20 protein-coding genes are annotated in these 23,378 nt (G+C 65.3%); 10 read left to right on the forward strand and 10 right to left on the reverse strand.

Translation table 11 applies throughout. The features are described from left to right. The first annotated feature begins 13 nt into the window (after positions 1-13). Complete coding sequence (locus FVO59_RS09305; protein WP_182252380.1) at positions 14-2,260, forward strand: N-acetylneuraminate synthase family protein; 2,247 nt, start codon at positions 14-16, stop codon at positions 2,258-2,260. A gap of 50 nt (positions 2,261-2,310) precedes the next feature. Here FVO59_RS09305 and FVO59_RS09310 read toward each other — a convergent pair whose 3' ends face one another. Further along, the gene (locus tag FVO59_RS09310; protein ID WP_182252381.1) at positions 2,311-3,201 is read right to left on the reverse strand and encodes a nucleotidyltransferase family protein; all 891 of its coding nucleotides are present in this window, start codon (positions 3,199-3,201) and stop codon (positions 2,311-2,313) included. A gap of 171 nt (positions 3,202-3,372) precedes the next feature. On the opposite strand from FVO59_RS09310, the gene FVO59_RS09315 reads away from it, so the two are divergent. Further along, positions 3,373-4,563, forward strand: coding sequence for an O-antigen ligase family protein (locus FVO59_RS09315; RefSeq protein WP_182252382.1), 1,191 nt, complete (start codon positions 3,373-3,375; stop codon positions 4,561-4,563). A 213-nt stretch (positions 4,564-4,776) separates the two neighbouring features. Next, positions 4,777-5,718 (forward strand): acyltransferase family protein, encoded by a 942-nt coding sequence (locus tag FVO59_RS09320; RefSeq protein WP_259363535.1) that lies wholly within the window; start codon positions 4,777-4,779, stop codon positions 5,716-5,718. A 284-nt stretch (positions 5,719-6,002) separates the two neighbouring features. Here the strand turns inward: FVO59_RS09320 and FVO59_RS09325 are convergent, their stop codons facing one another. From FVO59_RS09325 to FVO59_RS16500, 3 genes are all read right to left on the reverse strand, one after another. Further along, positions 6,003-7,478 carry a lipopolysaccharide biosynthesis protein gene (locus FVO59_RS09325; RefSeq protein WP_182252384.1) on the reverse strand — a complete coding sequence of 492 codons (1,476 nt, stop codon included), beginning with the start codon at positions 7,476-7,478 and terminating at the stop codon, positions 6,003-6,005. 172 nt (positions 7,479-7,650) lie between these two features. Then, positions 7,651-8,739: a polysaccharide pyruvyl transferase family protein gene (locus FVO59_RS09330; protein WP_182252385.1), complete on the reverse strand. Its 1,089-nt coding sequence runs from the start codon at positions 8,737-8,739 to the stop codon at positions 7,651-7,653. 61 nt (positions 8,740-8,800) lie between these two features. Further along, entirely contained in the window at positions 8,801-9,043 is a 243-nt protein-coding gene (locus tag FVO59_RS16500) for a hypothetical protein (RefSeq protein WP_259363132.1), read from the reverse strand. Between the two features lie 15 nt (positions 9,044-9,058). On the opposite strand from FVO59_RS16500, the gene FVO59_RS16760 reads away from it, so the two are divergent. After that, complete coding sequence (locus tag FVO59_RS16760) at positions 9,059-10,030, forward strand: Coenzyme F420 hydrogenase/dehydrogenase, beta subunit C-terminal domain (RefSeq protein WP_430736346.1); 972 nt, start codon at positions 9,059-9,061, stop codon at positions 10,028-10,030. Positions 10,031-10,226: 196 nt separating this feature from the next. Here the strand turns inward: FVO59_RS16760 and FVO59_RS09340 are convergent, their stop codons facing one another. The 3 genes from FVO59_RS09340 to FVO59_RS09350 form a co-directional block, all read right to left on the reverse strand. Continuing rightward, positions 10,227-11,171 carry a glycosyltransferase family 2 protein gene (locus FVO59_RS09340; protein ID WP_182252387.1) on the reverse strand — a complete coding sequence of 315 codons (945 nt, stop codon included), beginning with the start codon at positions 11,169-11,171 and terminating at the stop codon, positions 10,227-10,229. Further along, the gene (locus tag FVO59_RS09345; RefSeq protein WP_182252388.1) at positions 11,168-12,256 is read right to left on the reverse strand and encodes a glycosyltransferase family 4 protein; all 1,089 of its coding nucleotides are present in this window, start codon (positions 12,254-12,256) and stop codon (positions 11,168-11,170) included. Before FVO59_RS09345 ends, FVO59_RS09340 begins: the two co-directional genes overlap by 4 nt. Positions 12,257-12,460: 204 nt before the next feature. After that, positions 12,461-13,360: a glycosyltransferase family 2 protein gene (locus FVO59_RS09350; protein ID WP_182252389.1), complete on the reverse strand. Its 900-nt coding sequence runs from the start codon at positions 13,358-13,360 to the stop codon at positions 12,461-12,463. Positions 13,361-13,799: 439 nt separating this feature from the next. Here FVO59_RS09350 and FVO59_RS09355 point away from each other — a divergent pair, with 439 nt between their 5' ends. The 5 genes from FVO59_RS09355 (at position 13,800) to FVO59_RS09375 (ending at position 19,089) form a co-directional block, all read left to right on the forward strand. Then, the gene (locus FVO59_RS09355) at positions 13,800-15,431 is read left to right on the forward strand and encodes a choice-of-anchor G family protein (protein WP_182252390.1); all 1,632 of its coding nucleotides are present in this window, start codon (positions 13,800-13,802) and stop codon (positions 15,429-15,431) included. A 247-nt stretch (positions 15,432-15,678) separates the two neighbouring features. Further along, positions 15,679-16,125: a 50S ribosomal protein L13 gene (rplM, locus tag FVO59_RS09360; RefSeq protein ID WP_182252391.1), complete on the forward strand. Its 447-nt coding sequence runs from the start codon at positions 15,679-15,681 to the stop codon at positions 16,123-16,125. Positions 16,126-16,155: 30 nt separating this feature from the next. Then, positions 16,156-16,641, forward strand: coding sequence for a 30S ribosomal protein S9 (gene rpsI / locus FVO59_RS09365; RefSeq protein ID WP_182252392.1), 486 nt, complete (start codon positions 16,156-16,158; stop codon positions 16,639-16,641). A 17-nt stretch (positions 16,642-16,658) separates the two neighbouring features. Next, positions 16,659-18,023 carry a phosphoglucosamine mutase gene (gene glmM, locus FVO59_RS09370; RefSeq protein ID WP_182252393.1) on the forward strand — a complete coding sequence of 455 codons (1,365 nt, stop codon included), beginning with the start codon at positions 16,659-16,661 and terminating at the stop codon, positions 18,021-18,023. A gap of 238 nt (positions 18,024-18,261) precedes the next feature. Next, complete coding sequence (locus tag FVO59_RS09375) at positions 18,262-19,089, forward strand: hypothetical protein (protein ID WP_182252394.1); 828 nt, start codon at positions 18,262-18,264, stop codon at positions 19,087-19,089. Between the two features lie 499 nt (positions 19,090-19,588). Here FVO59_RS09375 and FVO59_RS09380 read toward each other — a convergent pair whose 3' ends face one another. Both FVO59_RS09380 and FVO59_RS09385 read right to left on the reverse strand, forming a co-directional pair. Next, entirely contained in the window at positions 19,589-20,176 is a 588-nt protein-coding gene (locus FVO59_RS09380; RefSeq protein ID WP_182252395.1) for a hypothetical protein, read from the reverse strand. 148 nt (positions 20,177-20,324) lie between these two features. Continuing rightward, a complete protein-coding gene (locus FVO59_RS09385; protein WP_182252396.1) occupies positions 20,325-20,810 on the reverse strand; it encodes a VanZ family protein in 486 nt (161 codons plus the stop codon). Between the two features lie 77 nt (positions 20,811-20,887). Here FVO59_RS09385 and FVO59_RS09390 point away from each other — a divergent pair, with 77 nt between their 5' ends. Beyond that, the gene (locus FVO59_RS09390) at positions 20,888-22,213 is read left to right on the forward strand and encodes a UDP-glucose dehydrogenase family protein (protein WP_182252397.1); all 1,326 of its coding nucleotides are present in this window, start codon (positions 20,888-20,890) and stop codon (positions 22,211-22,213) included. Positions 22,214-22,246: 33 nt separating this feature from the next. Here the strand turns inward: FVO59_RS09390 and FVO59_RS09395 are convergent, their stop codons facing one another. Next, the gene (locus tag FVO59_RS09395) at positions 22,247-23,338 is read right to left on the reverse strand and encodes an acyltransferase family protein (protein ID WP_182252398.1); all 1,092 of its coding nucleotides are present in this window, start codon (positions 23,336-23,338) and stop codon (positions 22,247-22,249) included. Positions 23,339-23,378: the final 40 nt, after the last annotated feature.

Consider the following 23,378-nt stretch of genomic DNA (forward strand, 5'->3'; position numbering starts at 1 on the left):
TGGGGACAACTGCATGATCATCGAGCGTGACCTCACGCCCTACATCGTTTTCGCAGAGGATCCGGTGCTCGCCGGGCTCGGCAAGATCAACGCCAACAAGCAGCGCATCGTCTTCGTCGTCGACTCGCATGGCATCCTTCGGGGGTCACTGTCGGACGGCGACTTCCGGCGTTGGATCATCGCGAATCCCACCGAGTCGCTCGACGTCTCGTGCGTGACCGTCGCGAATCGCGATGTCCACGCTCTTCCCGAGTCGTCGACCGTGGCCGACATCGCACCCCTCATGGGGCGCAGTGGCGTGCACCACGTGCCGCTGGTCGACGAGCGCGGTCACCTCGTCGCCCTCGCGATCGACAGCAGTGAGACGCTGCGCATCGCAGAGCACGAGATCGGTCCGGGGCATCCCGCATTCGTCATCGCCGAGGTCGGCAACAACCACAACGGCTCGGTCGACCTGGCCAAGAAGCTCGTCGACCTCGCTGTCGAGGCGAATGCCGACGCCGTCAAGTTCCAGCTGCGCGACATGGACGCGCTGTACAGGCAGCGTGGTGCCGCAACCGGGGGAGAGGACCTCGGCGTGCAGTACACGCTCGACCTGCTGCGCCGATTCTCGCTGCCCGCCGACAAGCTCTTCGACGTCTTCGACCATGCGCGCGACGCGGGCATCGACGTGATGTGCACCCCGTGGGATGCTCCGAGCGTCGCCGCGCTCGCCGATTACGGCATCCCGGCGCTGAAGATCTCTTCTGCCGACCTCACCAACCACGAGCTCATCTCGGATGCAGCGGGTCGCGGTATTCCGCTCGTGCTGAGCACGGGGATGTCGCGCGAGACCGAGATCGTCGAGACCGTCGGGCTGCTGCGGGGACAGGGCGCACCGTTCGCGCTGCTTCACTGCCAGTCGACCTATCCCGCGCCCTACAAAGACCTGAATCTCGCCTACATGGACCGCCTCGCCGAGATCGGACAGAGCGTCGTCGGCTACTCCGGCCACGAGCGCGGCTGGCACGTCCCCGTGGCGGCGGTCGCGCGCGGCGCGCACATCATCGAGAAGCACTTCACCGTCGACCGGACGATGGAGGGCAACGACCACACGGTGTCGCTGCTGCCCGATGAGTTCCGCATCATGGTCGAGCAGATCCGCGACATCGAGACGTCGATGGGCAACGGCGATGCGCGTGTCGTGTCCACCGGAGAGCAGATGAACCGGGTCACCCTGGCGAAGTCGCTGGTCGCGGCCCGCCCTCTGATGGCGGGCACTGTTCTCACCGACGACGACGTCACCGTGAAGAGTCCCGGCCGCGGTCTGCAGCCCAATGCCCTGCCGAAGCTGCTCGGTCGCACCTTGACCCACGACATGGCGGAAGGCGACTTCTTCTTCGACGGCGACCTGAAGGATGCCACGCCCACAGGGCGTCCCTTCACCTTCCGTCGGCCGTGGGGACTCCCGGTCCGGTACCACGACTACGCGGCCCTCATGGAGCAGTCGAACCCCGATTTCCTCGAGTTCCACTTCTCATACAAGGATCTCGATGTCGACAGGGACTCGTTCTTCACCGAACGCCTGCCGATCGGGTTCACCACGCATCTTCCCGACCTGTTCGCCGGTGACTTCCTCGTCGATCTCGCGTCGGACGAGACGGAGATCTGGGAGCGTTCCATCCGTGAGGTCCAGCGCACGATCGACGTCACCCGCGATCTTCGCCGCTGGTTCACGATGGATGAGGATCCGATCATGGTCGTCACCATGGGCGGCTTCACCAAAGACAAGCACATCGCGCCCGCGGAGCGTCAGCACAAGTACGCGCGCATCACCGAGGCTCTCGGCCGCCTCGACACCAGCGGAGTGCGAATCGCCGCGCAGACCCTGCCGCCCTACCCATGGCTGATGGGCGGGCAGCAGTTCCACAACCTCTTCGTCGACCCTCGTGACACCGCAGAGTGGGCAGCCTCTACGGGCACCGCCCTGTGCTTCGATGCGTCGCACACGAAACTGGCGACGAACTGGCTCGGACTTCCGTTCTCTCAGGCCGTGGACCTGCTCGCCCCGCACAGCATCCACCTCCATCTCGTCGACGCAACCGGCGTCGACGGCGAGGGCGTGCAGGTCGGCGAGGGCGACATCGACTGGGAGGAATTCGGCGCCGGTCTGGACCGACTGGCGCCCGGTGTGCCGTTCATCCCTGAGATCTGGCAGGGGCACGTCAACCACGGTGAAGGGTTCTGGACTGCTCTAGACCGGCTGGAAGGCCAGCTGTAAACCGTTGTGTCGCTCACTCACGGAGCGACACAACGGATCCCGATGACTGATTACCCCTTGGCGGAACTACCGCCTTCTTGGCGGCGCTCAGGTTGCAACAGCGACTTCACCAAGGCGAAGAGAGACAGCATCGCATTTCCGAGGCGTCTGCCCTGCTCACGAAGAACCTCGCGACGATTGGGCTCGTGACCGAGCTGCTGGCGAAGATATGCGCGATTGACGCGCAGCGCCTTGACGATGACACCCAGCCGCGCCCGCAGGCCGGCCGTCGAGCGAAGGCGAACCGTCCATGCGGTCAAACGGTTGTCTTCAGACCGCGACCAGTGCCTCCACAGGTCGTAGTCCGAAGATGCGCGGTGTGCTTCGAGCTCACCGACGCCGGCGGCAAACGGCACCTCGGCGTGCAGACGCTTGGCGAGAGCCCGCGCGTCCGCGCGCAACTGCTCGCCAGCGTTTGCCCAGGTCTCGGGCTTGTCCGCGCCATGTGATCTCGCGACATGCAGCACCTGGATGAGGACTTGAGCGCATGGGGCGAGCACGCCGACAGGGCGGTGAGCGATGTCGAGCGTCTGGCGGTCAGCCCACAGCAGAGCGAACGCATCTTCTGGTGGGATGCCGATACCGGGGAAGCTTCTATGCACGTCGACCATCGCCCAGTCGGCGTGCGTCAGATTGGCCGCGTGACCGAACGGGGAGCCCTCATCGAAGTCGGCGGTGAGCGACCAGCCGGTTGCATCCAGCGCGTCGAGGAATCGGCCGACGTGCTCGGGACGCACGAGCACATCGGCGTCGGTCGAATCGTGACGGGCGATGCGCAGGGCGGCGTCTGTCGGGCCCTTGATGTGGAGGATATCCACTCCCGCTTCATCCGCCAGAGCTTGAAGGCGGGCGTGGGTGAGATGCACGTTGGCCCAGACCGGAACCTGTGGCGAAGGGCGCATACAGACAGTATGGTCGATCCGATCATCGGGGCTCTGCGATACTTGACAGGTAGCGCGTGCGGGAGCCGAGGGACGCAGTGCGCAACACGATCTTGGGGGCGTGGACCGAGTTATGACTGCAGCGTGCGTCAGATCGACCGTTCCCGTGTTCACGCGAGGTGAGGCGGGGTGATGTCGAACCATCGCGCCTCGACGGCATCGACGCTAGCTCCTTCGATCGCTGCGTTGAAGACCGGGGCAGAGAACGCCGTGTCGGCATTCCGCTTCGGCGATGTGAAGCTCTTCGAACTGCTCATCGGCGCGAGCATCGCATTCTGGCGCTACCCAATCGGCGGGATCCCCGGAGAGATTCTCGTCATCTGCGCAGTGATCACCGTCGGGATGTTCCGCAGGGCGAAGGGCACATCGGGCAACACCCTTCTCGTGCTTGGTGCGCTGTACTTCGCGATGATCGCCTTCGTCGTGGCGGTCTCGATCCTTGAGGGGGCGAGCTGGCAGCAACGCACTCTGCGCTTGGCGTTGCTCGCGCTGTTCGCTCTCACAATTGCGGGTGGGCGCCTCGATTGGCGATCGATTGTCGTGGGAGCCGCGGTGGGCTTGGCCATCAATGTCGGAGCGTTCTACGCCGGACTCACCCCCAACAAGTATCCGCCCTTCCTCACGGGGTGGCTCATGGACAAAAACGTCGCAGGCCTCTACTACGCAACCGTGGGCATGCTTCTGCTTGGTGTCGTGAGGCGGTACTTGCTCATCGTCATAGTTCTCGCGACGGCGTTCGCGTTTCTGTGGCTCACTGGTTCGCGCACATCCCTCGCCGCATTCGTCTTGGCGATCGGATGGTGGCTCATGCGCAACCGGGCCCCGCTTCTATTGCGGCTGGGGGCCTTCCTCATTGGAGTTCGGCTGCTCGAGTGGTTCGAGGAGACCTTCTCGCAGACCGGTGCCTTTGCGGACCGAGAGGGCACCGACATCCTTCGAGAGAGCATTCATGCCGCCGAACGAGCGAAGGTGACCCTGACGCCATGGCATGGGCAGGGGCTCAACTCCGCATGGGTCGACATCCCGAACTTCCCGCATATGTGGTTTCACGACTCGTACGCCAGTCTGTTTGTCGAAGGCGGCTATCCCATGCTCTGGACGATGCTGGCTCTCGTGGGCATCGCGGGGCTCGGGCTGCTCAGCAGAAGACGCGTGGTGAGTGATGGCCTCAGAGCTGCGGAGGGCGCCCTCATCGTCGCGCTTGTCGCGGCATGGCAGCTCGGTGAGGTGTTCTTCACCGCAGCAGTGTTCTTCGCGCTCGGAATCGCCTGGTACGAGCGATTCACCGCACCGACTGAGCGATCCGCAGATCTCGCGGAATAGTTGGTGAATGCCTCGCTAGGATGCGCGCGACCCCTAAGGGGTCACCGTTGTTCGCCCGAGCGTCGGCTGGTGCCCACAGGTTCGATACGCTCAGGCTCGTGACTTCACTGGGGGCCGCATTCGACCCGAAGCGGAACAGCCTGAACGCCCTGCGTCTGCTGTTCGCCACCGCGGTGATCGTCGCTCACTCATGGCCCCTGAGCGGCCGAGCCGATCGGGCCTGGAGCTTTCAACTCGCTCGGTCCCTGGGCTGTAGCTGGATTCTTCGTGATCTCCGGCTACCTGATCGCCGGCAGCCGTGACCACTCTGCGCTCGGCCCATTCTTCTGGCGCCGATTTCTGAGGATCTATCCAGCGTTCGCGGTCGTCCTTGCGGTGACGGCGTTCGTGTTCGCCCCACTGTCGACGCTCGTGATGGGTGAATACTCGATAGCGGCCGGACTTGAGTATCTGTTCAAGAACGCGGGCATGTACATCTTCACTTTCGACGTGAGCGATACTCTCACCAGCGCACCCTACCCTGACGCGTGGAACGGGTCACTGTGGACGCTCTTCTTCGAGGCACTCTGCTATCTCGGGATCGGCTTGGCGATGACGATCATCCCTCGACGATGGTTGGTGTCGGTCCTCGTGCTCACACTCGTCGGCGGCATGGCGGTGACCGCCGCACACGTGTACTTTGACGTGCTGCATGTGAACGTCATTCTGCACGCTGTTCGCCTCGGAACCTACTTCGTCGCTGGCGCTCTCCTCTACGTCCTGCGAGAGCATGTCGCGTGCCGGTGGGAGATCGCCGCCGCATCCGCTGTCGCCGTGATCCTCACCATCGCAACCGGGACGTTCGACATCCTCGCGGCCATCCCGCTGGCGTACCTGTGCATGTGGCTGGGTATCGCCTTGCCACTGCACCGAGTCGGTGCGAAGAACGACATCTCTTACGGGATGTACATCTACGCCTTCCCGGTACAGCAGCTTCTCGCGATCACGATCGGCCCATACCTGCCACTCTGGCTGTTCATGCTTGCGTCGATCACCGCCACCATTCCCTTCGCCTGGGCGAGTTGGGTTTTCGTCGAGCGACCTGTGATGCTTCGAAGTCGCCGCAAGAAGCACACTGGGACTCTGGTTGCGCCTGTCTTCCCGGCACGCCCCTAGGCCTGATGGAGGCTCCTGACTCTAGAAACGAGGAGGGTTATGCCGAGGGAACCGGCGTCGGGTGCCCGACGCCCGAGCCGGCGTCACGTGAAGGACGGTGCAGAGTGTCGCAACCCAGCTCTACGCGATCATGCTCGCTGCTGGCCGAGGATGGCAGCTCTCCAGCCTGCGGTGTCATGGCTGTATCGGGTGCTGTCCACGCCGATTCGATGCGGCGCCACGCAAGGGTCGGGGCCACCGGTCGATCGGAAGAGCTGCAACCTCCCCCAAGGCGACTCGGCGGCTCAGCTTGGCCGGACCATAGCTGTCTTCACCAATTGGAAGCTGAGTAGGTAGTCGTTACGCACTGCCGGTATCACCGCTGCTGCTGCAGCGGTGATGAGCGCGGCAAAGCAACCGGCGGCGATTCCAACAATCGATCCTGCGCCTGCAGACAACACCCATTCGAGCGAAAAGTAGGCCGCTATTGACGCGATCGTGGCAACGGCAACCATTCGGCATGAGTTCACGAGAAGCGGCAAGGTGCGCAGATTGGCAACCTTGCCCACCCAGATAAGCGAGAGCGGCCACAACACCACGGGTGCGAAGGCGAACGCGGCAGCGATCCAGATCGGGCCGAACGCTGCAGCGGTGATAAGTAGACAAGCTTTGACGGAAGCCGACACGACGGTGTACTTCAGAAGCGCCGCGCCAAGACCACGGCTCGTGTAGATCCAGCCGCCGACACCCGCAAGAGTTGTCAGGCCTTCTCCCACAGCGATGAGGCGAACAAACGGAGCTGCGGAGGCCCATTGATCACCGATAGCGACGTCGATCACGGCTGGCGCCATCGCTGCAAGTAGACCAGCGGCGAACAACAGTGGATATCCCATCGCGCGTTGACCTTGGCTGACATAGCTGATGAGACGCGAATCATCGGATTGTATTCTGGAGAGCACGGAAAGAGCGAGCTGCCCAAGGGGTGACCGCAGCTGATTCATCGGCACTCGAACGAGCTGCAATGATCGGTTGTAGAGCCCCGTCAGAACACTCCCGTAGTGACGCCCCATCAGCATGGAATCGAGATTGCTAGCGAAATAGGTCAGAAGCTGAGACCCGAAGAGAGGGACTCCGAAGGCGAAGAAGGCCCGCATCGGCACACCGCGATGAATCCACCCTGGCATCCAGCCGCCGAGCGCCAGCATGAGGATGAGCGTACATAGCCCGCCGACCAGTTGTTGTATTACCAAGGCCCAGGCGCCACCGCCTGCATAAGCGAGCAAGATGGCCGAGGCGAGACCCAGCAACGCAGAGGTGACGTCGACGAGCGCGAGGCGACCCAACTGCAATGTGCGCACCGCATGCGCTCTGAGCTGCGTCGCCATCCCTGACAGAAGCAAGGTTGGGGCGAACCCGAGCACAATCCACAGCACCGTTGGCTCCGCATAATAGATGGCGATTACCGGCGCCAATACCATCACCACGGTAGCCATGGCGGCACCGATCCCGGTGTTGATCCAGAATAGGTTGGATCGTTGTGCGTGCGACAGCGTAGGCGCCTGGATCGCTGCACTCGACAGTCCAACATCGCGAAGCAAGTGACCGAATCCAGTGAACGCAAGCGCCATTGCGACAATGCCATACTCCTGCGGCGTGAGCAGCCTAGCAAGAACAACGATCGACGTTAGTTGGATGACAAACAAGGCCGATTGACCGCCGAGGAGGCGGGCCGCGCTACGAGCCGCACGTCCACCAAGGTGGCCGTGGTCCTGCGAGGTCATGGCGTCTCTTCCTTGCGATTCGGCCATACCGAAAGCATTCTTACTCCTGCGAAGGTTGAGTCAGCATGACGCGCGTTTCCCGCAGCTCGTTGGATAGCGTCTGAGTGAATCTCCGTCAATGGGCGCCCTTGAGGATGCTGAGTTCATGTGTGCGCCGGATAGCTGCGCCGGTCTATCGAAGCAATTGGGCGATATCACGCGCGGTCGACGTGAGCAATCGTCCTGCGCGCTCTCGCACTGCGGCTACTCCCTGGCCCAGTTCCGCCTCACTCGAGCGCAGCACTTGGTCGGCGACGTGTTCGGGGGACGCGCTGAGATCAATCGTCTGTTCCCAGCCGATCTGATCGAGCAAAGGCTTGAACTTCCGCGAGTACGCCATGGGAACGGCCGGTACTCCTACCGACATCGCGTTAAGGCAGGCATGCATACGCGCGCCGATCATCAGACGCGCTCCACTGATCTGGGAGCGCACGTCCTGCAGATCGGTGGGCGTCAAGTACGTCAGCCGGTCCCCGTAGAGTTGCTCTAGTTCGGCGAGCGCGAACCGATCGTTATCTCCTGGCGCTTCGTTCGCGCCCACGACGTGTGCCAGAGCGGTGACTTCGCGGCCATTCGCAAGCAGCCCATCTATTGACTTGCATACCGAGGCGCGATAGGTCGTGTTGTCGACGTGCGGATTCTCCGACCACAAAAGGCCCGACACGTTGAACATGACGTCGCGGCTGGGCCCTGAGACCGGTGGCGCGATGGCGAACGCCACATCTGTCGAGATCCCGTCTACGGGGCGCCCGAGCTGCTGTGCGGCATGGGCACTGACGGGGTCCCGGGAATGCACTTGAGACGCACTTCTCAGAACGTATTGCGCCAGTCGTCTGCCGGCCTGCGACTTGAATGGGCCGATAGTCTGTGGTCCTAGTACCACGGGGACTCCGAGGCGTCTGGCGTAAAGCGGCACAAATGACATCTTGTACAACCGTTTCAGGCCGTAGATATCTGTGAAGCTGTCCCCTCCGCGCATGTCAATCAGGAGGTCGAAGCCACGGAGCCAGTCACGCAATCCCTTGTTGCGCACGAATACCTCTTTGACAAGCGGAGGCAAATGGCCGATGTTCATTGGCCCGTCGCCATCAATTCCCGTGCCATGGAACCGCACGTCGGCATCGCCGACAGCCTGATGGACTAGTGCCTGAGCGCCTTCGGCGAGCGCTGCGACCCCAAAGTTGGCGTGCCGAGGAGCTGCCCAGAGGACGAGAACTCGCATTGATCTCCCTAGGTACTAGTCAGGATTGAAGCGCGCGCTGCGCTAAGGTCGCATAATGAGCTCACCGACACCCGACCGGCTGGCTAGCGAGATACGACGGGTCGTCGCCCAGGACAACTGTAGCGGTTGCGGAATGTGCGCCGCTGCCTTCGGGCGTGTCCGAATGACGACGGTAGGAGGGTTTCAGCGCCCGGTCGTCGTCGGTTCGCCAAGTGCCAATGACCGCGACGAGCGTGATCGTTTCCGTCGCAGCTGCCCCGGCAAAGTTATCCGTGCCGGCGCGGAACCCGGTGTCGAGCGCCACCCATACTTCGGCCCTGTGCTGTCGGCTTGGACTGGATGGGCGACAGACGCGGAGTTGCGCCGACGAGGGAGCAGTGGAGGAGTGTTGTCCGCTCTCGTCGCCCTTCTGGCGAGCGAGGGGGAGATAGTCGCAGGGGCCGCAGCTGACACTCGTGACCCCCGACGAAGCGTGAGCGTCACGATCACAACCCGTGAGCAGGCACTGGCGTCAGCAGGCTCGCGGTACGCTCCGTGTGCGCCGACCGAGAGGCTGTCCGATTCCAACGTCGGCGCATTGGTCGGCAAGCCCTGTGAGGTGATGGGTATTCGCAGTGACTCCGGGAACCGCGACGTCGCCCCGCTGCTTCTTAGCTTCTTTTGTGCTGGAGTTCCTAATCAGCAGGCGACTGACCAGTTGGTGCAGACGTTGGGCGTACCGGTAGGCGAGACGGTATCGGACCTTTGGTATCGCGGACGTGGGTGGCCGGGGAACTTCACTGTTGAGCGTCCGGATGGCACCGAATTGAGCATGTCGTACGACGAGAGTTGGGGGCGACATCTTGGCCCGACGGTGCAATGGCGGTGCAGGGTCTGCCCTGACGGTGTGGGCGAGTCTGCGGACGTCGCAGTGGGAGACTTCTGGCATTCGAAGGCAGATGGATCCCCTGATTTCGATGAGTCAGAAGGACGCTCCGTAGTCTTGGTGCGTACCCGACGGGGTCAGGAATTGCTGGCGCGCGCCGTGGAGCGCGGGGCCATCGTGGTTGAGCCGGTGAATCTGCAGGACGTGCTCGCTGTGCAGCCGTACCATTTCACTCGCCGCAAGTACATGGTTGGGCGGATTCTCGGAAATGCTCTGGCGGGCGCGCGGACGCCAAGAATGAGAGGGTTCAGGCTGATCTGGTTGGCGCGAAAGTCGCCTTTCCGGGTGTGGCACGAAATCCTCGGTACGCGACGTCGGCGACGTGCATGGACGAAGTCCATTAGAGGTCACAACAGTTCCTCGTGAACTCCGGCTTAGCGCCAACAGAGCTGCTGGCCTGGTCGAGAGATGCCGATTTGGCGGATTTGCGCCACCGCGTGAGTGGCGAAAGCTCTTGCCGGGGCGAAAGCTGCGGCCGTGACTGTCGGGGGTGTCGGATCGGTTTCCCCGGCCTCAGCTCAATCGCGTGGTACTGCACGGACGAGGTACGTCAGGTTCTTTCTCATAGCGCTTCCACACCTGGGCCATCGGCTGCCTGCCGTGCGCGGCGGTAACCGGCGAAGCCTGAGGCTTCGACCGTCAAGCCGACGGCGCGACGACCGAACGCGGGCGGCAGAATCGGCAGAGCACGGTCGACGAAACGAGCTAGCTTCAGGCTGCTCCCTCGAGACAGCACCCGCGAGAGCCCGGTGACGGCGTGATTCCAGAGCGACCGATCGGCGGGAGCAGCCGGGCCACTGGTGCCGACGCCGTGGATTGTGTCAAAAGTCCATCGTGCCGATCCGGAGTCGAATGCACGGCGCACACGGATCTCCGTGGTGGTCGCGGCCACATGATGAATCACTTCAGCGTCGTCGGCGAGCACGACCGGTATGCCTGCGCGATGCAGCCGGAAGCCGTAGTCGATGTCTTCCCAGCCGTATCCGCGGTAGCGGTCATCGTAATCGCCGATGCGTTCATAGACGGCTCTGCTCACTGACACGTTTCCGCCCCACAGCCGCCAGCGCGCGTCGGCTCTCGAGCGGTACGCCTCCTCGCGTCCTCTCTGGTCGGCGTGATGCCCGTAGACGCGCATGTACGGCGTCAGCGGCGCCACATTGCGCGGCAGCCCGACAACGCCGCATTCACCATCCACGTGCGGGCGGACATGAGCCGAGATGTGCTCGGGGCTCAGTTCGAAATCGTCGTCCGCGCGGATCAGCACGTCGCCTGTCGATGTCGCGAACCCTGCGTTGAGGGCTGCGACTCGTCCACGGTTCTCGGGGAACACGACAGATCGCACCGGGAGGTGACTGTAGCGGCTGACGACCGACTCGGAGTCGTCGACGTCGCCGTCGATCACGACGATCGCCTCCCAATCCGAGTGCGTCTGCTCGCTGAGCGAATCCAGGAGGGCGGGCAGACGAGCAGCACCGCCCCGGGTGGGGATGACTACCGAGGCCTTCATTCCTGTCCCATCGACGTGAGCAACTCAGGACGTTGTGGCTCGGCCGTCACCTTGCCGTAGATCGTGGTGATGCGCTGGGCCATGCCGGCCACGGTGGGCACGGCGTCCGGCAGCGCAGGCCTGGATCGAGGATTGAGGCCCTGATCGATGGCGATGTCAGCGAGACCTCTGACATCGCCGAACTCCGCGATGCACCGAGCGGGCAGGATCTCCGGGTTGCCGCCGATCGGACTGGCTGCTACCCCCATCCCCGTCGCTACCGCGTCGAGCAGCGAGTACGAGCAGTTGTCGGAGCGTGACGGCTGCAGCAGCACATCGTGTTCGGCCATCGCCTGGCTCGCATCGACGAAGCCAGGAAAGAAGGTGCGGTCTTCGATGTCGAGGTCAGCCGCAAGGGAGCGCAATGCCCCTTCCTCTGTGCCCATCCCGGCGACGGTGAGAGTGGCTTCGGAGTGTTCGGAGGCGATCAGGGCGAAGGCGCGCAGCGTCGAGGCGACGTCCTTCTCGGGGGAGAGGCGCGCAAGCGAGAGCAGCCGAAGGCCCGGTCGTCTGCTCTGTGGCGATGGGGCGCGGTCGACGCCATTCAGGATCGTCGTCACCGGCGGCCGCGGATGCCAGCGGGCGAGCATGTCGCGTCGCGTGGATTCGCTGACTGCGATGGCGTGGCGGAAGCGCGTCAGTCGGATGCGATGAACCGTCTCCATCGTGACCGCCGAACGAAGCGTCGGGTGGAACATGAATCGATCCGGCGGGATGTGGTGCTCAGTGGTGACCAGCCGCGTCGGGAGCCCGGTCGCGGCCGCCGCCAGCAGGATGTCGGCCTTTGCCAGATGCGAATGAGCAATCGCTGGTCGCAGCTGTCTGATCGTGTGGCGCAGCGCGAACATGGCTTCCTGCGTCGATCCCATCGGCAGGGGAATCACGGGAATGCGAAGCTCACGCAGGCGTTCGAGCAATGGGCCCTCTGGGGCGGTGACGACGAGTCGCCACCCTGGTAGTCCCACTGACGTGACGTCGAGGATGTGCCGGGCGACACCTGCGATGTCGGATACCGGACTCACCCAAAGGGCGATCGGGTTGCTCACCTGTCAGCCTCACTGGTCACTAGCCGGACCTGCGCCGGGATCGTCCGAGCACTCACAAGCGCCACGTGCCGCACATCCTGATCGTCTCCCCTTTTTGACCGGATCTTGCCCCCGAGTCAAGATACCAGCCGCATCCACGCCGCCATCTCGCCCCAACCGCGCCGGGATCGTCTGCGACGACCGACAGGGGGCGGCCTTATCCGATCAATGCGAGTTGACGGAAGACCGGATCAGTGCGAGCTCGTGGCGTGCGCTCGCCAGGGGGCGCACCGCGCCGTTGCGGATCCGGCGTATGCAGTTCCAGCCGAAGTTGACGACCGTTGCCGAGGTCAGCGCGAGTGCGAGCAGGTTCGGATGTCCCCACTTCTCCGCGTACCGATTGCGGGCGGCCGCAACCCAGAAGGCTCGTCTCGTGGACGGAGACGATCCGCCGCCCACATGAGTGACGCTGGTGTCGGGAATGTAGACGGCCGGGATGTGTTCGCGATTCAGGCGCAACTGCAAGTCGACTTCCTCGCAGTTCATGTAGTACTCCTCATCGAATCCGCCGATGGAGAGGAACTCCGATCTCGGAATGAGCATCGCCGCGCCGACCACCCAGTCCGTGACGCCTGGTGTGCTGCCGGTGACGACTCTGGTGTCATGGCCGATGCGCTCTGACATCCATCGAGTCCCATGGAATCTTGCCAATGGCACGAGCCATTCCATGACCTGATGGCCGATCGTCGGGAAGTGACGCGCTGATCCGTTGATTCCGCCCGAGTCCACGATTCGTGGACCGGCAACGCAGGGCTGCCAGGGTGCAGCGCGATCTGTCAGTTTCTCGACGAAGTCTGCCGGCACCTCGAGGTCGGAGTTGAGGAAGAGCAGCAGCTCGCCTTCAGCGGCGCGCGCACCGGTGTTGCACGTTGCTCCGAAGCCTCCGTTGGCGGTGCGCCTGATGACTGTCGCCCGCGGTTGATCGGGCAGCGGAACCGGCGAGGCGTCGTCCACGACGATGATCTCGACAACCTGCTTCGTCTGATTCGTCAATTGGTCGATCAACGCGATGGTCGGTTCGGGGTCCCCGAAATGCGGGATGACGATGCTGACGGTGTTCTGCACGGGAGCCCATCGCTGAAATAGAGGAACAAGGGTGTGTAGCTGTGAGCCCACGCCGAGGTGATCGGTCACGATGCCCGCGACACGACGAACAGTGTAGGTGCACGGGGCGCATCCCTCTTCACGCCTCCATCACCGTTGATATGCTTGCGCGGCGTCGCTGAGGCGGCCGTTGCTGGACACGGAATCGGAGGCTAGACAGCGGCGGATATGACCCCTTTTCGTCAATGCTTTCACCCCTCGAGCAGGTCATCGACACCCGCGGGCCGCGGATTTTACGTTCCGCTCTTTGTGCGAAGCCGGAGTGCACGCTAGTCTGACCCCCAACGGGCCCCCGCCCGTACGATCTGCCCCCGCAGGTCGAAACACTCTCGTCGCTGAGAGGCGCTGTTCGGCGACGCTGTGTTGTACCGGAGAAGTGTGATCAGAGGAACCTCCCCGCATGGTTGAAGCAACCCTAGATTCCGTCAACCCGCCGTCTGGCCTGTCGCGCCGTACTGTCATGAAGGGCGCGGCGTGGACCGTTCCCGCTCTGATGGTCGCGACTGCTGCGCCGGCCTACGCAGCCAGCCCGCAGTTCTGCGCGCCCGTCGGCACCAAGTTCGACGCGCAGGCGCGGGGCCGCATGGTCAGCGGCGCGATCGGCGGTGTCAATCTCGACGCCATCGCCTCGGTCAACGGCGCTCACGCCACGGCATTCGGAACGACGGCCACAGACACCGAATCCTCCGCTCTCAGCGTCACGGCCCTGCAGGCGCTGACCCTGAACTTCGGCACCCTCACCGGAGCCGTCTCCAACCTGCTCGACCTGACGACCGGGCAGAACGCAGGCGCGCTCAACCAGTTCGCACGCGCCAACGAATCCGTGGGCGGGCCGACGCTCGCCGATGTCGGCGCATCGGGGGCGGTGAACCAGGACTCGGGTGCGCTGACGCTCAACAACAGCTCGCCCAACCCGCCCGAGCTGGGCTCCGTCGACCTGCGTTCGCTGCTCGCGCAGCTCACAGGCAACACGGCCGCGGCGAATCTGGTCGCCTCGGTCTCTGACCTGAAACTCCGCATCGGGGCATCCGCCGGCCGCACGTCGTACGACTCGCTCTGCGTCACGCCGGCTCCCGGCGAGCTCACGCGCGACTACCTCATCGCGTACCTGCGCCTTGTGATCCAGACCGCCGTGGTCGGTCAGCTCATCGGCGGCATCTCCACCGGGCTCAACGGAACCACCATCTCGGTGTCGACCCAGGCCCTGCTCGACGCGCTGAAGCCGATCCCCGTGCTCGGCCCCATCATCGCCGGAGTCGGCGCCGCCCTCGCGACCGTCAACTCCACGATCACCGTGAACACCGCTCAGCTCACCCAGCAGTCGATTCCGAACGCGCCGAATGCTGCGCTCGCGGTGCACCCGAGCGAGGGAACGATCACGCTCGACGTCGCCTCGCTCCTGGGCGGCGCGTACACGGGCGACATCTCCGAGTGGCTGAACAGCCGCGGCCCGAACACCCGCCTGTTCGTCGACGCCGGGCTGCCCGCCGGCGGCATCGCGGCCGTCCTGGATCAGTGGGTCAACGCGCTGGTCGATCGACTCACGCAGCTCGCGACAGTCGACATCACCATCACCGCGGTGGGAATCGTTCGGATCCGGGTGCAGGGCACCCTGGCCGACCTCCTCGCCGGCAACGGCACGGTGGCGGTCGAGGTTCCCAACCTGCTGCCGCCGTTCGGCTGGACGCCTCTTGCGGGAGTGAACCTCGGGGCAGTCGCAGCCGCCGTCGGAGGTGTCGTGCGGGGCGCCATCGCGGCGCTGTTCAACTCGCAGACCGGCGCCCTGCGCGGCACGCTCGATGTGCTCAACGTGCTGCTGTCGAACCTGTTCAGCGTTCTGAGCGGTGTGCTGGCGATCACCGTCAATGCGCAGAACTCCGCAGGCGGCACCGTTCCTGCCTACTACCAGGCCATCACGCCGGTGGGGCGCTACGACGTGGCGGCACTCCACCTCGAGCTGCTCGGAGTGGCCGGCGGCCTGCTCAACCTCAGCGTGGCCCGCGGTTCGAGCGGTGAGAACAACGCACGCTGACGGCTCGCGCGTTCAGAAGGGGTCGTCCCGCGGGGCGGCCTCTTCTGGCATCCACACGCTTTTGCTTCTCGCGCCCCCGATGGCGTAAGCTGTTTCTTTGGTGCCTGCCTTCGGCTTGCCGAGGCGCGGGCACGACGAACGTGAGCCCTCCACTGGCGCGTGTTTCGACTCGAGAACATCGAGTCGAAACCCACCCCGGAGTGGGATTCACGAACCTCTCCGTTCGAATCAAGAAAGCAGCACTATCGTGACGCGCACTTACACCCCGAAGGCCGGGCAGGTCCAGCGTGACTGGATCGTCATCGACGCCACCGACGTCGTTCTCGGTCGTCTCGCCTCGCACGCAGCAGCGATCCTGCGTGGCAAGCACAAGGCCACCTTCGCTCCCCACGTCGACACCGGTGACTTCGTCATCATCGTCAACGCCGACAAGGTCGCCCTCACGGGTCAGAAGCTCCAGAAGAAGATGGCCTACCGCCACTCGGGTTACCCGGGCGGTCTGACGGCCACCTCGTACGCCGAGCTCCTCGAGAAGCACCCGGTTCGCGCCGTGGAGAAGGCCGTCCGCGGCATGCTCCCCAAGAACACCCTGGGTCGTCAGCAGCTGTCGAAGCTCAAGGTCTACGCAGGTGCCGAGCACCCGCACGCCGCTCAGCAGCCCACGCCGTACACCCTCGACCAGGTCGCGCAGTAAGCGCCCCTCAGATTTCTTAAGGACATACTCGTGGCTGAAATCCAGGACACCACCGAATTCCCGCAGAACTTCACGACCTCGACCCCTGAGGCCGAGGTTCAGGAGTCGGCTCCCCGCCCCGTGCTCTCCGTTCCCGGCGCCGCTGTCGGCCGTCGCAAGCAGGCCATCGCCCGTGTGCGTCTGGTTCCCGGCTCGGGCACCATCACGATCAACGGTCGCACGCTCGAGGACTACTTCCCGAACAAGCTGCACCAGCAGCTGATCAACGACCCCTTCACGGTTCTGAACCTGCAGGGTGCCTACGACGTCATCGCCCGCATCTCGGGTGGCGGCGACTCGGGCCAGGCCGGCGCGCTGCGCCTCGGCATCGCTCGTGCGCTGAACAACATCGACGCCGAGAACAACCGTCCGACCCTGAAGAAGGCCGGCTTCCTCTCGCGCGACGCTCGCGTCATCGAGCGCAAGAAGGCCGGTCTCAAGAAGGCCCGCAAGGCTCCTCAGTACTCGAAGCGCTGATCCGCTCAGTTCCTTCTATGGCACTGTTCGGAACGGACGGCGTGCGGGGGCTGGCCAACGGTCAGCTCCTCACCGCCGAACTTGCGCTGCACCTGGCCCAGGCGACTGCTGTCGTCCTGGGCCAGGGCCGTATTGCCGACGCGCGCCGCGCCGCCGGCAAGCGGCTCACCGCCGTCGTCGCGCGCGACCCGCGCATCTCGGGCCACTTCCTCAGCGCTGCGGTCGAGGCGGGTCTCGCCTCGTCCGGCGTGGATGTTCTGGATGCCGGAACTCTGCCCACGCCGGCAGCGGCGTTCCTCATCTCCGACATCGACGCCGACTTCGGCGTGATGATCTCGGCCTCGCACAACGCCGCCCCCGACAACGGCATCAAGATCTTCGCCCGTGGGGGAGTGAAGCTGCCCGACCTCGTCGAGCAGCGCATCGAGGAGGCCCTCGAATCGGGCACCAAGCTGCAGCCCACCGGTGCTGAGGTCGGTCGCGTCATCCGCTTCTCGGATGCCGAGGATCGCTACGTCATGCACCTGCTGGCGTCGCTCCCGCACCGTCTCGACGGCATCCATGTGGTGCTCGACTGCGCCAACGGCGCCGCATCCGGGGCCTCTCCCGAGGTGTTCCGCGCGGCCGGCGCCAAGGTCACGGTCATCGGCGCCGACCCCGACGGGCTGAACATCAACGACGGCGTCGGATCGACCCACCTCGACAAGCTCGCGGCCGAGGTCATTCGCGTCGGCGCCGACGTCGGGATCGCTCATGACGGCGATGCCGACCGCTGCCTCGCGGTCGACGCCGACGGCAGCATCGTCGACGGCGACCAGATCATGGCCATTCTCGCTGTGGCGATGAAGAGCCGCGGCAAGCTGGTCGACGACACCCTCGTCGCCACGGTGATGAGCAACCTCGGTCTGCACATCGCCATGCAGGAACAGGGCATCACCGTGCGCCAGACCGCCGTCGGCGACCGGTACGTGCTCGAGGACATGAACGCCGGTGGCTTCTCGCTCGGCGGCGAGCAGTCGGGCCACGTGATCATGAGCGACTACGCGACCACGGGTGACGGCCTGCTCACCGGTCTGCACCTGGTCGCCGAGATGGCCCGCCAGAAGAAGCCGATCGCCGAGCTGGCATCGATCATGACGGTCTACCCGCAGGTGATGATCAACGTGAAGGACGTCGACAAGGACGCCGTCTCCGATCATGCCGGCGTGCAGGATGCGGTGAAGAGCGTCGAGACCGAGCTGGGCTCGTCGGGCCGCGTGCTGCTGCGCAAGTCGGGTACCGAGCCGCTCGTGCGGGTTATGGTCGAGGCGGCTGATGCCGAGACCGCCCACGCCCATGCCGAATCGCTCGCGGAGGTCGTGCGCCGGAACCTGGCGCTCTGACGCCGGCTGCAGACGCTCATCGAGGGCGGTCACCCGACGGGGTGGCCGCCCTCGATGCGTGTCACGTGGACACCGCATAATAGGGCATGGGCGACGGCATGACCCCTGTCGGGTGGCAGAAGTGCCCAATCGCCAGGGCAGGAGATCTGCGAACGGTGTGAGATCGGTAACGTGCCACTTGTGTATTTGAGGGAATACACGTGGTGAATCGATTTCAATACTGAGAGGTAACTCCCCAATGTCCGGTCCGTCCTCCCCGCCTGAACTCGACAGCACTGAAGCGGCCCCCGCCATCGCCGGTACCGCAGGCGGTCTGACCCGGCGCACGGTGGCGAAGGGGGTCTTCTGGTCGATCCCTGTGATCGCGGCTGCCACCGCGGCTCCGTCAGCGATCGCCTCGCCGACCTGCACGGCGACACTCAGCACGACCACGGCGTCGTACACGCGCGTCAGCGCGACGTCGGCGGTGTTCACCTGGACTGATCCGTTCGGCAGCGGTGTCAACCTGACGCTGTCGCTGTCGGCCGTTCCCAACGGTGCCGCCAACATGGCGATCAACACCGCCAACAACCTGCTGCTCGACAGCTCGACCCAGGGTGGCGAGGCCGTGCCCAGCGTCAGACTGTCGCTGGACACCCTCAACCTGAACAACGCCGGCGGAGGTGAGCGGGTGACCTTCAGCTTCGCGCTCGGAGGGGCGCCGCTCGTGGTCGACGATCTGGCGTACAAGATCAAGGACCTCGACGGATTCCAGGCGGATGACGGGGCGGGCGGTGCCGAGCGCGTGTATCTCCTCCCCGCGGGCACCGGCACGTACAACTCCACGTGGGTCACCGGTCAGGGCACGTCGACGAACCCCTGGCGCCCGGCGGTGGGATCCCCGAACACCGAGGTCATCCCCACCAGCGGCGCGGGCAACGTCGCCGTCACGTCGCCCTCACTGAGCTCGTTCTCCCTCACCTTCGTCGCCAACAACTCAGGGCGCGAAGGGACAGACCGTCCGAACCAGAACATCTGGGTGGGGCCGTTCACGTTCACAGCGCAGAACCCCGACTGCGTGCCGTAGGGTCCAGCGCCTGCGATCTCGGTCGCGGTGATGTGATTTCGGCACTGACGACGGGATCACGATGAGGGCGGCCGCCAGTGCTGGGCGGTCGCCCTCATCGTGTTCAGGGTGCCGGACGAGCACGACGATCTCTCCCTCGGCCCGGTGACCCCCGGAAGAGGGGCGGTCACGTCTGACCGCCCCTCTTCTCCGAGTGCTTCCCCAGTCATCGGATGCGAGGCGGCAGGGCCCCCAGAGGGGTGGGAGACCCTGCCGCCGTTCGCGCGATGACCCGATACTCCCCAGTACGGGTCACGCCGGGCGTGGGGCCAAACGCGCAACCCCCCGGTTGCGGGCACCCCAACCGCCCATATGAGAGACGCCGCCTCATCGGATTCATTACGCGACTTGTGAATATTCGTGCCGACCGAATATTCATGTCGATGCGAGCCGGCCCTGCAACACAAACGGGGGTGGGTTGCCGGTCAACCGGCAACCCACCCCCGTGCTCGCAGCGTCTCTACCGGGACGGGCAGGAGAGTCCGCTGGGGCTGCCGGAAGAGGTGCCCGAGGAGGTCGTCGCACAGGTGCTCTTGGCGTGCCACGACCAGTCGACGTGGAGCAGGCCCGCGCCGCTGCTGCCTGCGCTGCCGGAGACGATCCAGGCGTCGAGGGTCGCCCCGGGAGCCAGCTCGATACCGCCGGGGGTGCCGCAGGCCGTCGTCCTGGGCAGAGCGGCGGCGCACTGGCCAGCTGCACTCGCGCTGTACGTATGAACTGCTGCCACTCCGGCGTTGGTGGTGTCGGCGCGGAAGCCCGTGAATCGCAGGATCTGGGTCTCGGCAGTGGTGTTGGTCACGGTGACGCGCACCTGATACGACTGCATCGGGCGGCCGGTGCAGCCCGTGCTCGAGTTGCCCGGGTTCTTGCAGGCGCTTGCGAAATGGAAGACCGGCGTCGGCGGCACGGTCGTGGTGGATGCGGCCGCGAGCGGCGCATATGCCGCGGCGACGATTGCGGGTGCCGCCCAGGCGGCGCCCTTCACGAGCGAACGGCGGCTGATGCCGGGCGTGACCGACATCGTCTCCGATGAGACGTTTTTCCCCATGGTTCTGAGACTCCCCAGTAGTCAGTAGATGTGTATGCGCATGCCGAATCACAGTCCCCTATCTGTGGATTCGCCTGGCCGCCTCGTGCGATCGATCGCACCCCAATCGGGCGGCCTGCCCACCAAGCCTATCCTTTGTTAGGCGCGTTCACGAACCGTCCGTCATCGACCGCGTAACCGTGCGTCGTCGAGTGCGTCGAGAAAGGCGCGACGCCAGGCTCCTCGCACCCGCAGCCACTCCCACGCCGATCACCGCTCCTGCCGTGTTCGCCACGATGTCCCACACCGACGCGTCGCGGTCGAGGCCGACCAGCTGCACCAGCTCCACGCACGTGGATCCCGCAGCCCCGGCGAGTACCCACACCCACCACTTCACACGAGGCCACAGCAGCGACGCCAGCGCCACCGGAGTCGCGAACAGCAGCAGGTTGAGAGCGATGTCGTAGGTCCCGATCGTGACGAACGGCGGGACGCCGATGCCCCGCCCGGCGTAGTACAGCCACACGACGAACCTGTTGAGCTGCCATCCGATCGGCAGGAACACGATCGCCGCCGCCCCGACGAGGCACACGCCGAACAGTGCGACGAGCACACCGCGCCGGGCCGAGCGCTGCGCTGGTGCCTGCCGTGCCATCACGCCATTGTCGCAGTCTCCGCCCGCGTCACCGGCCGGACACCCCCACGTCACACCCCGCCTATACGATCATGCACATGAAGCTCTCCGTCATCGGATGCGGATACCTCGGCGCCGTGCACGCCGCGGCCATGGCATCCCTCGGCCATGAGGTGGTCGGCATCGACATCGACGCCGATCGGATCGCCATGCTCGCCGCCGGCAGGGCGCCGTTCTTCGAACCGGGGCTGCCAGAGCTGCTGTCCGAGGGGCTCGCGTCGGGCCGGCTCGCTTTCAGCACCGATGTTCGGGATGCCCGTGGCGCCGCCGTCCACTTCCTCGCGGTCGGCACACCGCAGCAGGCAGACGGCCATGCCGCCGACCTGAGTCACGTCGACTCCGCGATCGACATGCTGCTGCCCGTGCTGAGCGCCGGCGATGTCGTCGCAGGCAAGTCGACGGTGCCGGTGGGCACCGCTGAGCGACTGGCGCCCATCGTCGCGAGCACGGGGGCATCCCTCGTGTGGAACCCGGAGTTCCTGAGGGAGGGGTGGGCCGTGAAGGACACGATCAGCCCCGACCGCATCGTCGTCGGCGTCGCCGGCAGCGACGGCGCACCTGCGGCCGACGGCACTCGTGCCGCAGACATCCTCCGCGACGTCTACGCGGCATCGCTCGCCGGCGGGGCGCCCTACATCGTCACCGACTTCGCCACCTCGGAATTGGTGAAGGTCGCCGCCAACGCGTTCCTCGCCACCAAGATCTCGTTCATCAACGCGATGGCCGAGATCGCCGAGGTCACGGGCGCGGATGTCACGACGCTCGCCGATGCCATCGGGCACGACGTTCGCATCGGCCGCCGCTTCCTCGGCGCGGGCATCGGGTTCGGCGGAGGATGCCTGCCGAAAGACATCCGGGCCTTCGCCGCTCGGGCCGAGGAGCTCGGGCGAGGCGAGTCGGTCGGCTTCCTGCGGGAGGTCGACGAGATCAACATGCGCCGTCGCGACCGTGCCGTGTACCTCGTGAAAGCAGGACTGGGCGGATCTGTGTACGGCAAGCGGGTCACCGTGCTCGGCGCCGCCTTCAAGCCGCACAGCGATGACGTGCGCGACTCGCCCGCCCTCGACGTCGCAGCGCAGCTGCACGGCCTCGGCGCGATCGTGACCGTCACCGACCCGGCCGCGATAGACAACGCCCGCAGGGTGAGCCCTCAGCTCACCTACGTCGCGGATCGTGACGAGGCGCTGCGCGGAGCGGATGCGGTGGTGCTGGTCACGGAGTGGGACGAGTACCGCCGCGGGTTGAGCCCAGAACACCTCGCGACGCTGACCGAGGGGCGGGTGATCATCGACGGACGCAACGGACTCGACCCCGCCGCGTGGCGCGCCGCCGGGTTCGAGTACCACGGTATGGGACGCCCCTGACGGGTATCCCCGACATCTGCGGAGTCGGTCCGTCTAATGCTCCACCGCGTCCGCGTCCGCGTCCGCGTCCTGTCGCCGGCGCCCTGCGAGCCGTGCCCGCCCCCATCGGCGTATCGGCGACTCGACGAACCGGTACGACGCGGCGACCACGACAGCCGTGAGCACGATGTCGATCGGAGCCGCGATCTTCAGCTCGATCCCCGGCAGCAGCAGCGGAACCAGGCCCATCAAGGTCAGCCCGTACAGGTAGACCCCGTATGAGCGAGCCCCGATCCAGACGGGCACGCGCGAGCCCAGCATCCGAGACACCGCTGTCCTGGCGCCGATCGTGAGCTGCAGCAGCAGCGCAGCCGTCGCCACCGAGGCGGCGATGAATGTCGCCTCACGCAGAGGCCGGATGTCGGTCACCGTGGCGAACGCGAACACGGCGCAGGCGGCATAGCCCACCCACGGTCGGCTGATCAGCGCCCCGACCCACGGGGTGCAGCCGCGAGCGCGCTGCTCCGCAGCCCAGCATCCGATCACCAGCGGCAGCAGGTGGCCCGTCGGCAGGAAGTAGTTCGGACCGGCGAACGGCACCACGACCGCCACCAGCACGGATGCGTGAAGGAACCAGCGCTGCGCACCGAGGGAGGCGCGCAGCAGCACGAACACCAGCAGCGGCGGCCACACGAAGTAGAACTGCTCCTCGACGCTCAGCGACCAGGACTGGTTGAACGCCGTCGCCACACGATCGGTCCATGCCTGCTGGAAGTCGTTGAAGTAGAACAGGGCGCCCGCGACGCTCCACGGCACCTTCTCGCCCTCACCGGCGAGGACGGCTGTGAACGAGGCCAGCACGAGCCAGATCAGCAGCGCGGGGAGCAGGCGGAATGCACGTCGCAGGTAGAACGCGCCGAAGCGCACGCGGCCGGTGCGTGAGAACTCGTCGAGCAGCAGACCGGTGATCAGAAAAGCCGAGAGCACGAAGAACAGGTCGACTCCCACCGCGCCGCCGGGAAAGTACGCGGCGGCGAGGTGCAGCAGGAAGACGGCGGCCACGGCGATGGCGCGCACGCCGTCGAGCGCGGGCACGTAGGTGCTCGCCGCTGGGCCGGGGGAGGCCACCGTGGGGGTGTCAGGCATGGCGATCGCGCTCAGCATAGCGCCGAGCAGAAGCGTCGCG

It is taken from the genome of Microbacterium esteraromaticum, from assembly GCF_014084045.1.
GTDB classification, from domain to species: domain Bacteria; phylum Actinomycetota; class Actinomycetes; order Actinomycetales; family Microbacteriaceae; genus Microbacterium; species Microbacterium esteraromaticum_D.

Excerpts from the sequence above, each read along its gene's own strand:
- FVO59_RS09390 (WP_182252397.1), top strand. The coding sequence starts at position 20,888 with ATGAAGCTCTCCGTCATCGGATGCGGATACCTCGGCGCCGTGCACGCC.
- FVO59_RS09375 (WP_182252394.1), top strand. The coding sequence starts at position 18,262 with ATGTCCGGTCCGTCCTCCCCGCCTGAACTCGACAGCACTGAAGCGGCC.
- FVO59_RS09385 (WP_182252396.1), bottom strand. The coding sequence starts at position 20,810 with ATGGCACGGCAGGCACCAGCGCAGCGCTCGGCCCGGCGCGGTGTGCTC.
- FVO59_RS09395 (WP_182252398.1), bottom strand. The coding sequence starts at position 23,338 with ATGCCTGACACCCCCACGGTGGCCTCCCCCGGCCCAGCGGCGAGCACC.
- FVO59_RS09315 (WP_182252382.1), top strand. The coding sequence starts at position 3,373 with ATGTCGAACCATCGCGCCTCGACGGCATCGACGCTAGCTCCTTCGATC.
- FVO59_RS09355 (WP_182252390.1), top strand. The coding sequence starts at position 13,800 with ATGGTTGAAGCAACCCTAGATTCCGTCAACCCGCCGTCTGGCCTGTCG.
- glmM (WP_182252393.1), top strand. The coding sequence starts at position 16,659 with ATGGCACTGTTCGGAACGGACGGCGTGCGGGGGCTGGCCAACGGTCAG.
- FVO59_RS09380 (WP_182252395.1), bottom strand. The coding sequence starts at position 20,176 with ATGGGGAAAAACGTCTCATCGGAGACGATGTCGGTCACGCCCGGCATC.
- FVO59_RS09340 (WP_182252387.1), bottom strand. The coding sequence starts at position 11,171 with ATGAAGGCCTCGGTAGTCATCCCCACCCGGGGCGGTGCTGCTCGTCTG.
- FVO59_RS09310 (WP_182252381.1), bottom strand. The coding sequence starts at position 3,201 with ATGCGCCCTTCGCCACAGGTTCCGGTCTGGGCCAACGTGCATCTCACC.
- FVO59_RS09305 (WP_182252380.1), top strand. The coding sequence starts at position 14 with ATGATCATCGAGCGTGACCTCACGCCCTACATCGTTTTCGCAGAGGAT.
- FVO59_RS09330 (WP_182252385.1), bottom strand. The coding sequence starts at position 8,739 with ATGCGAGTTCTCGTCCTCTGGGCAGCTCCTCGGCACGCCAACTTTGGG.
- FVO59_RS09325 (WP_182252384.1), bottom strand. The coding sequence starts at position 7,478 with ATGACCTCGCAGGACCACGGCCACCTTGGTGGACGTGCGGCTCGTAGC.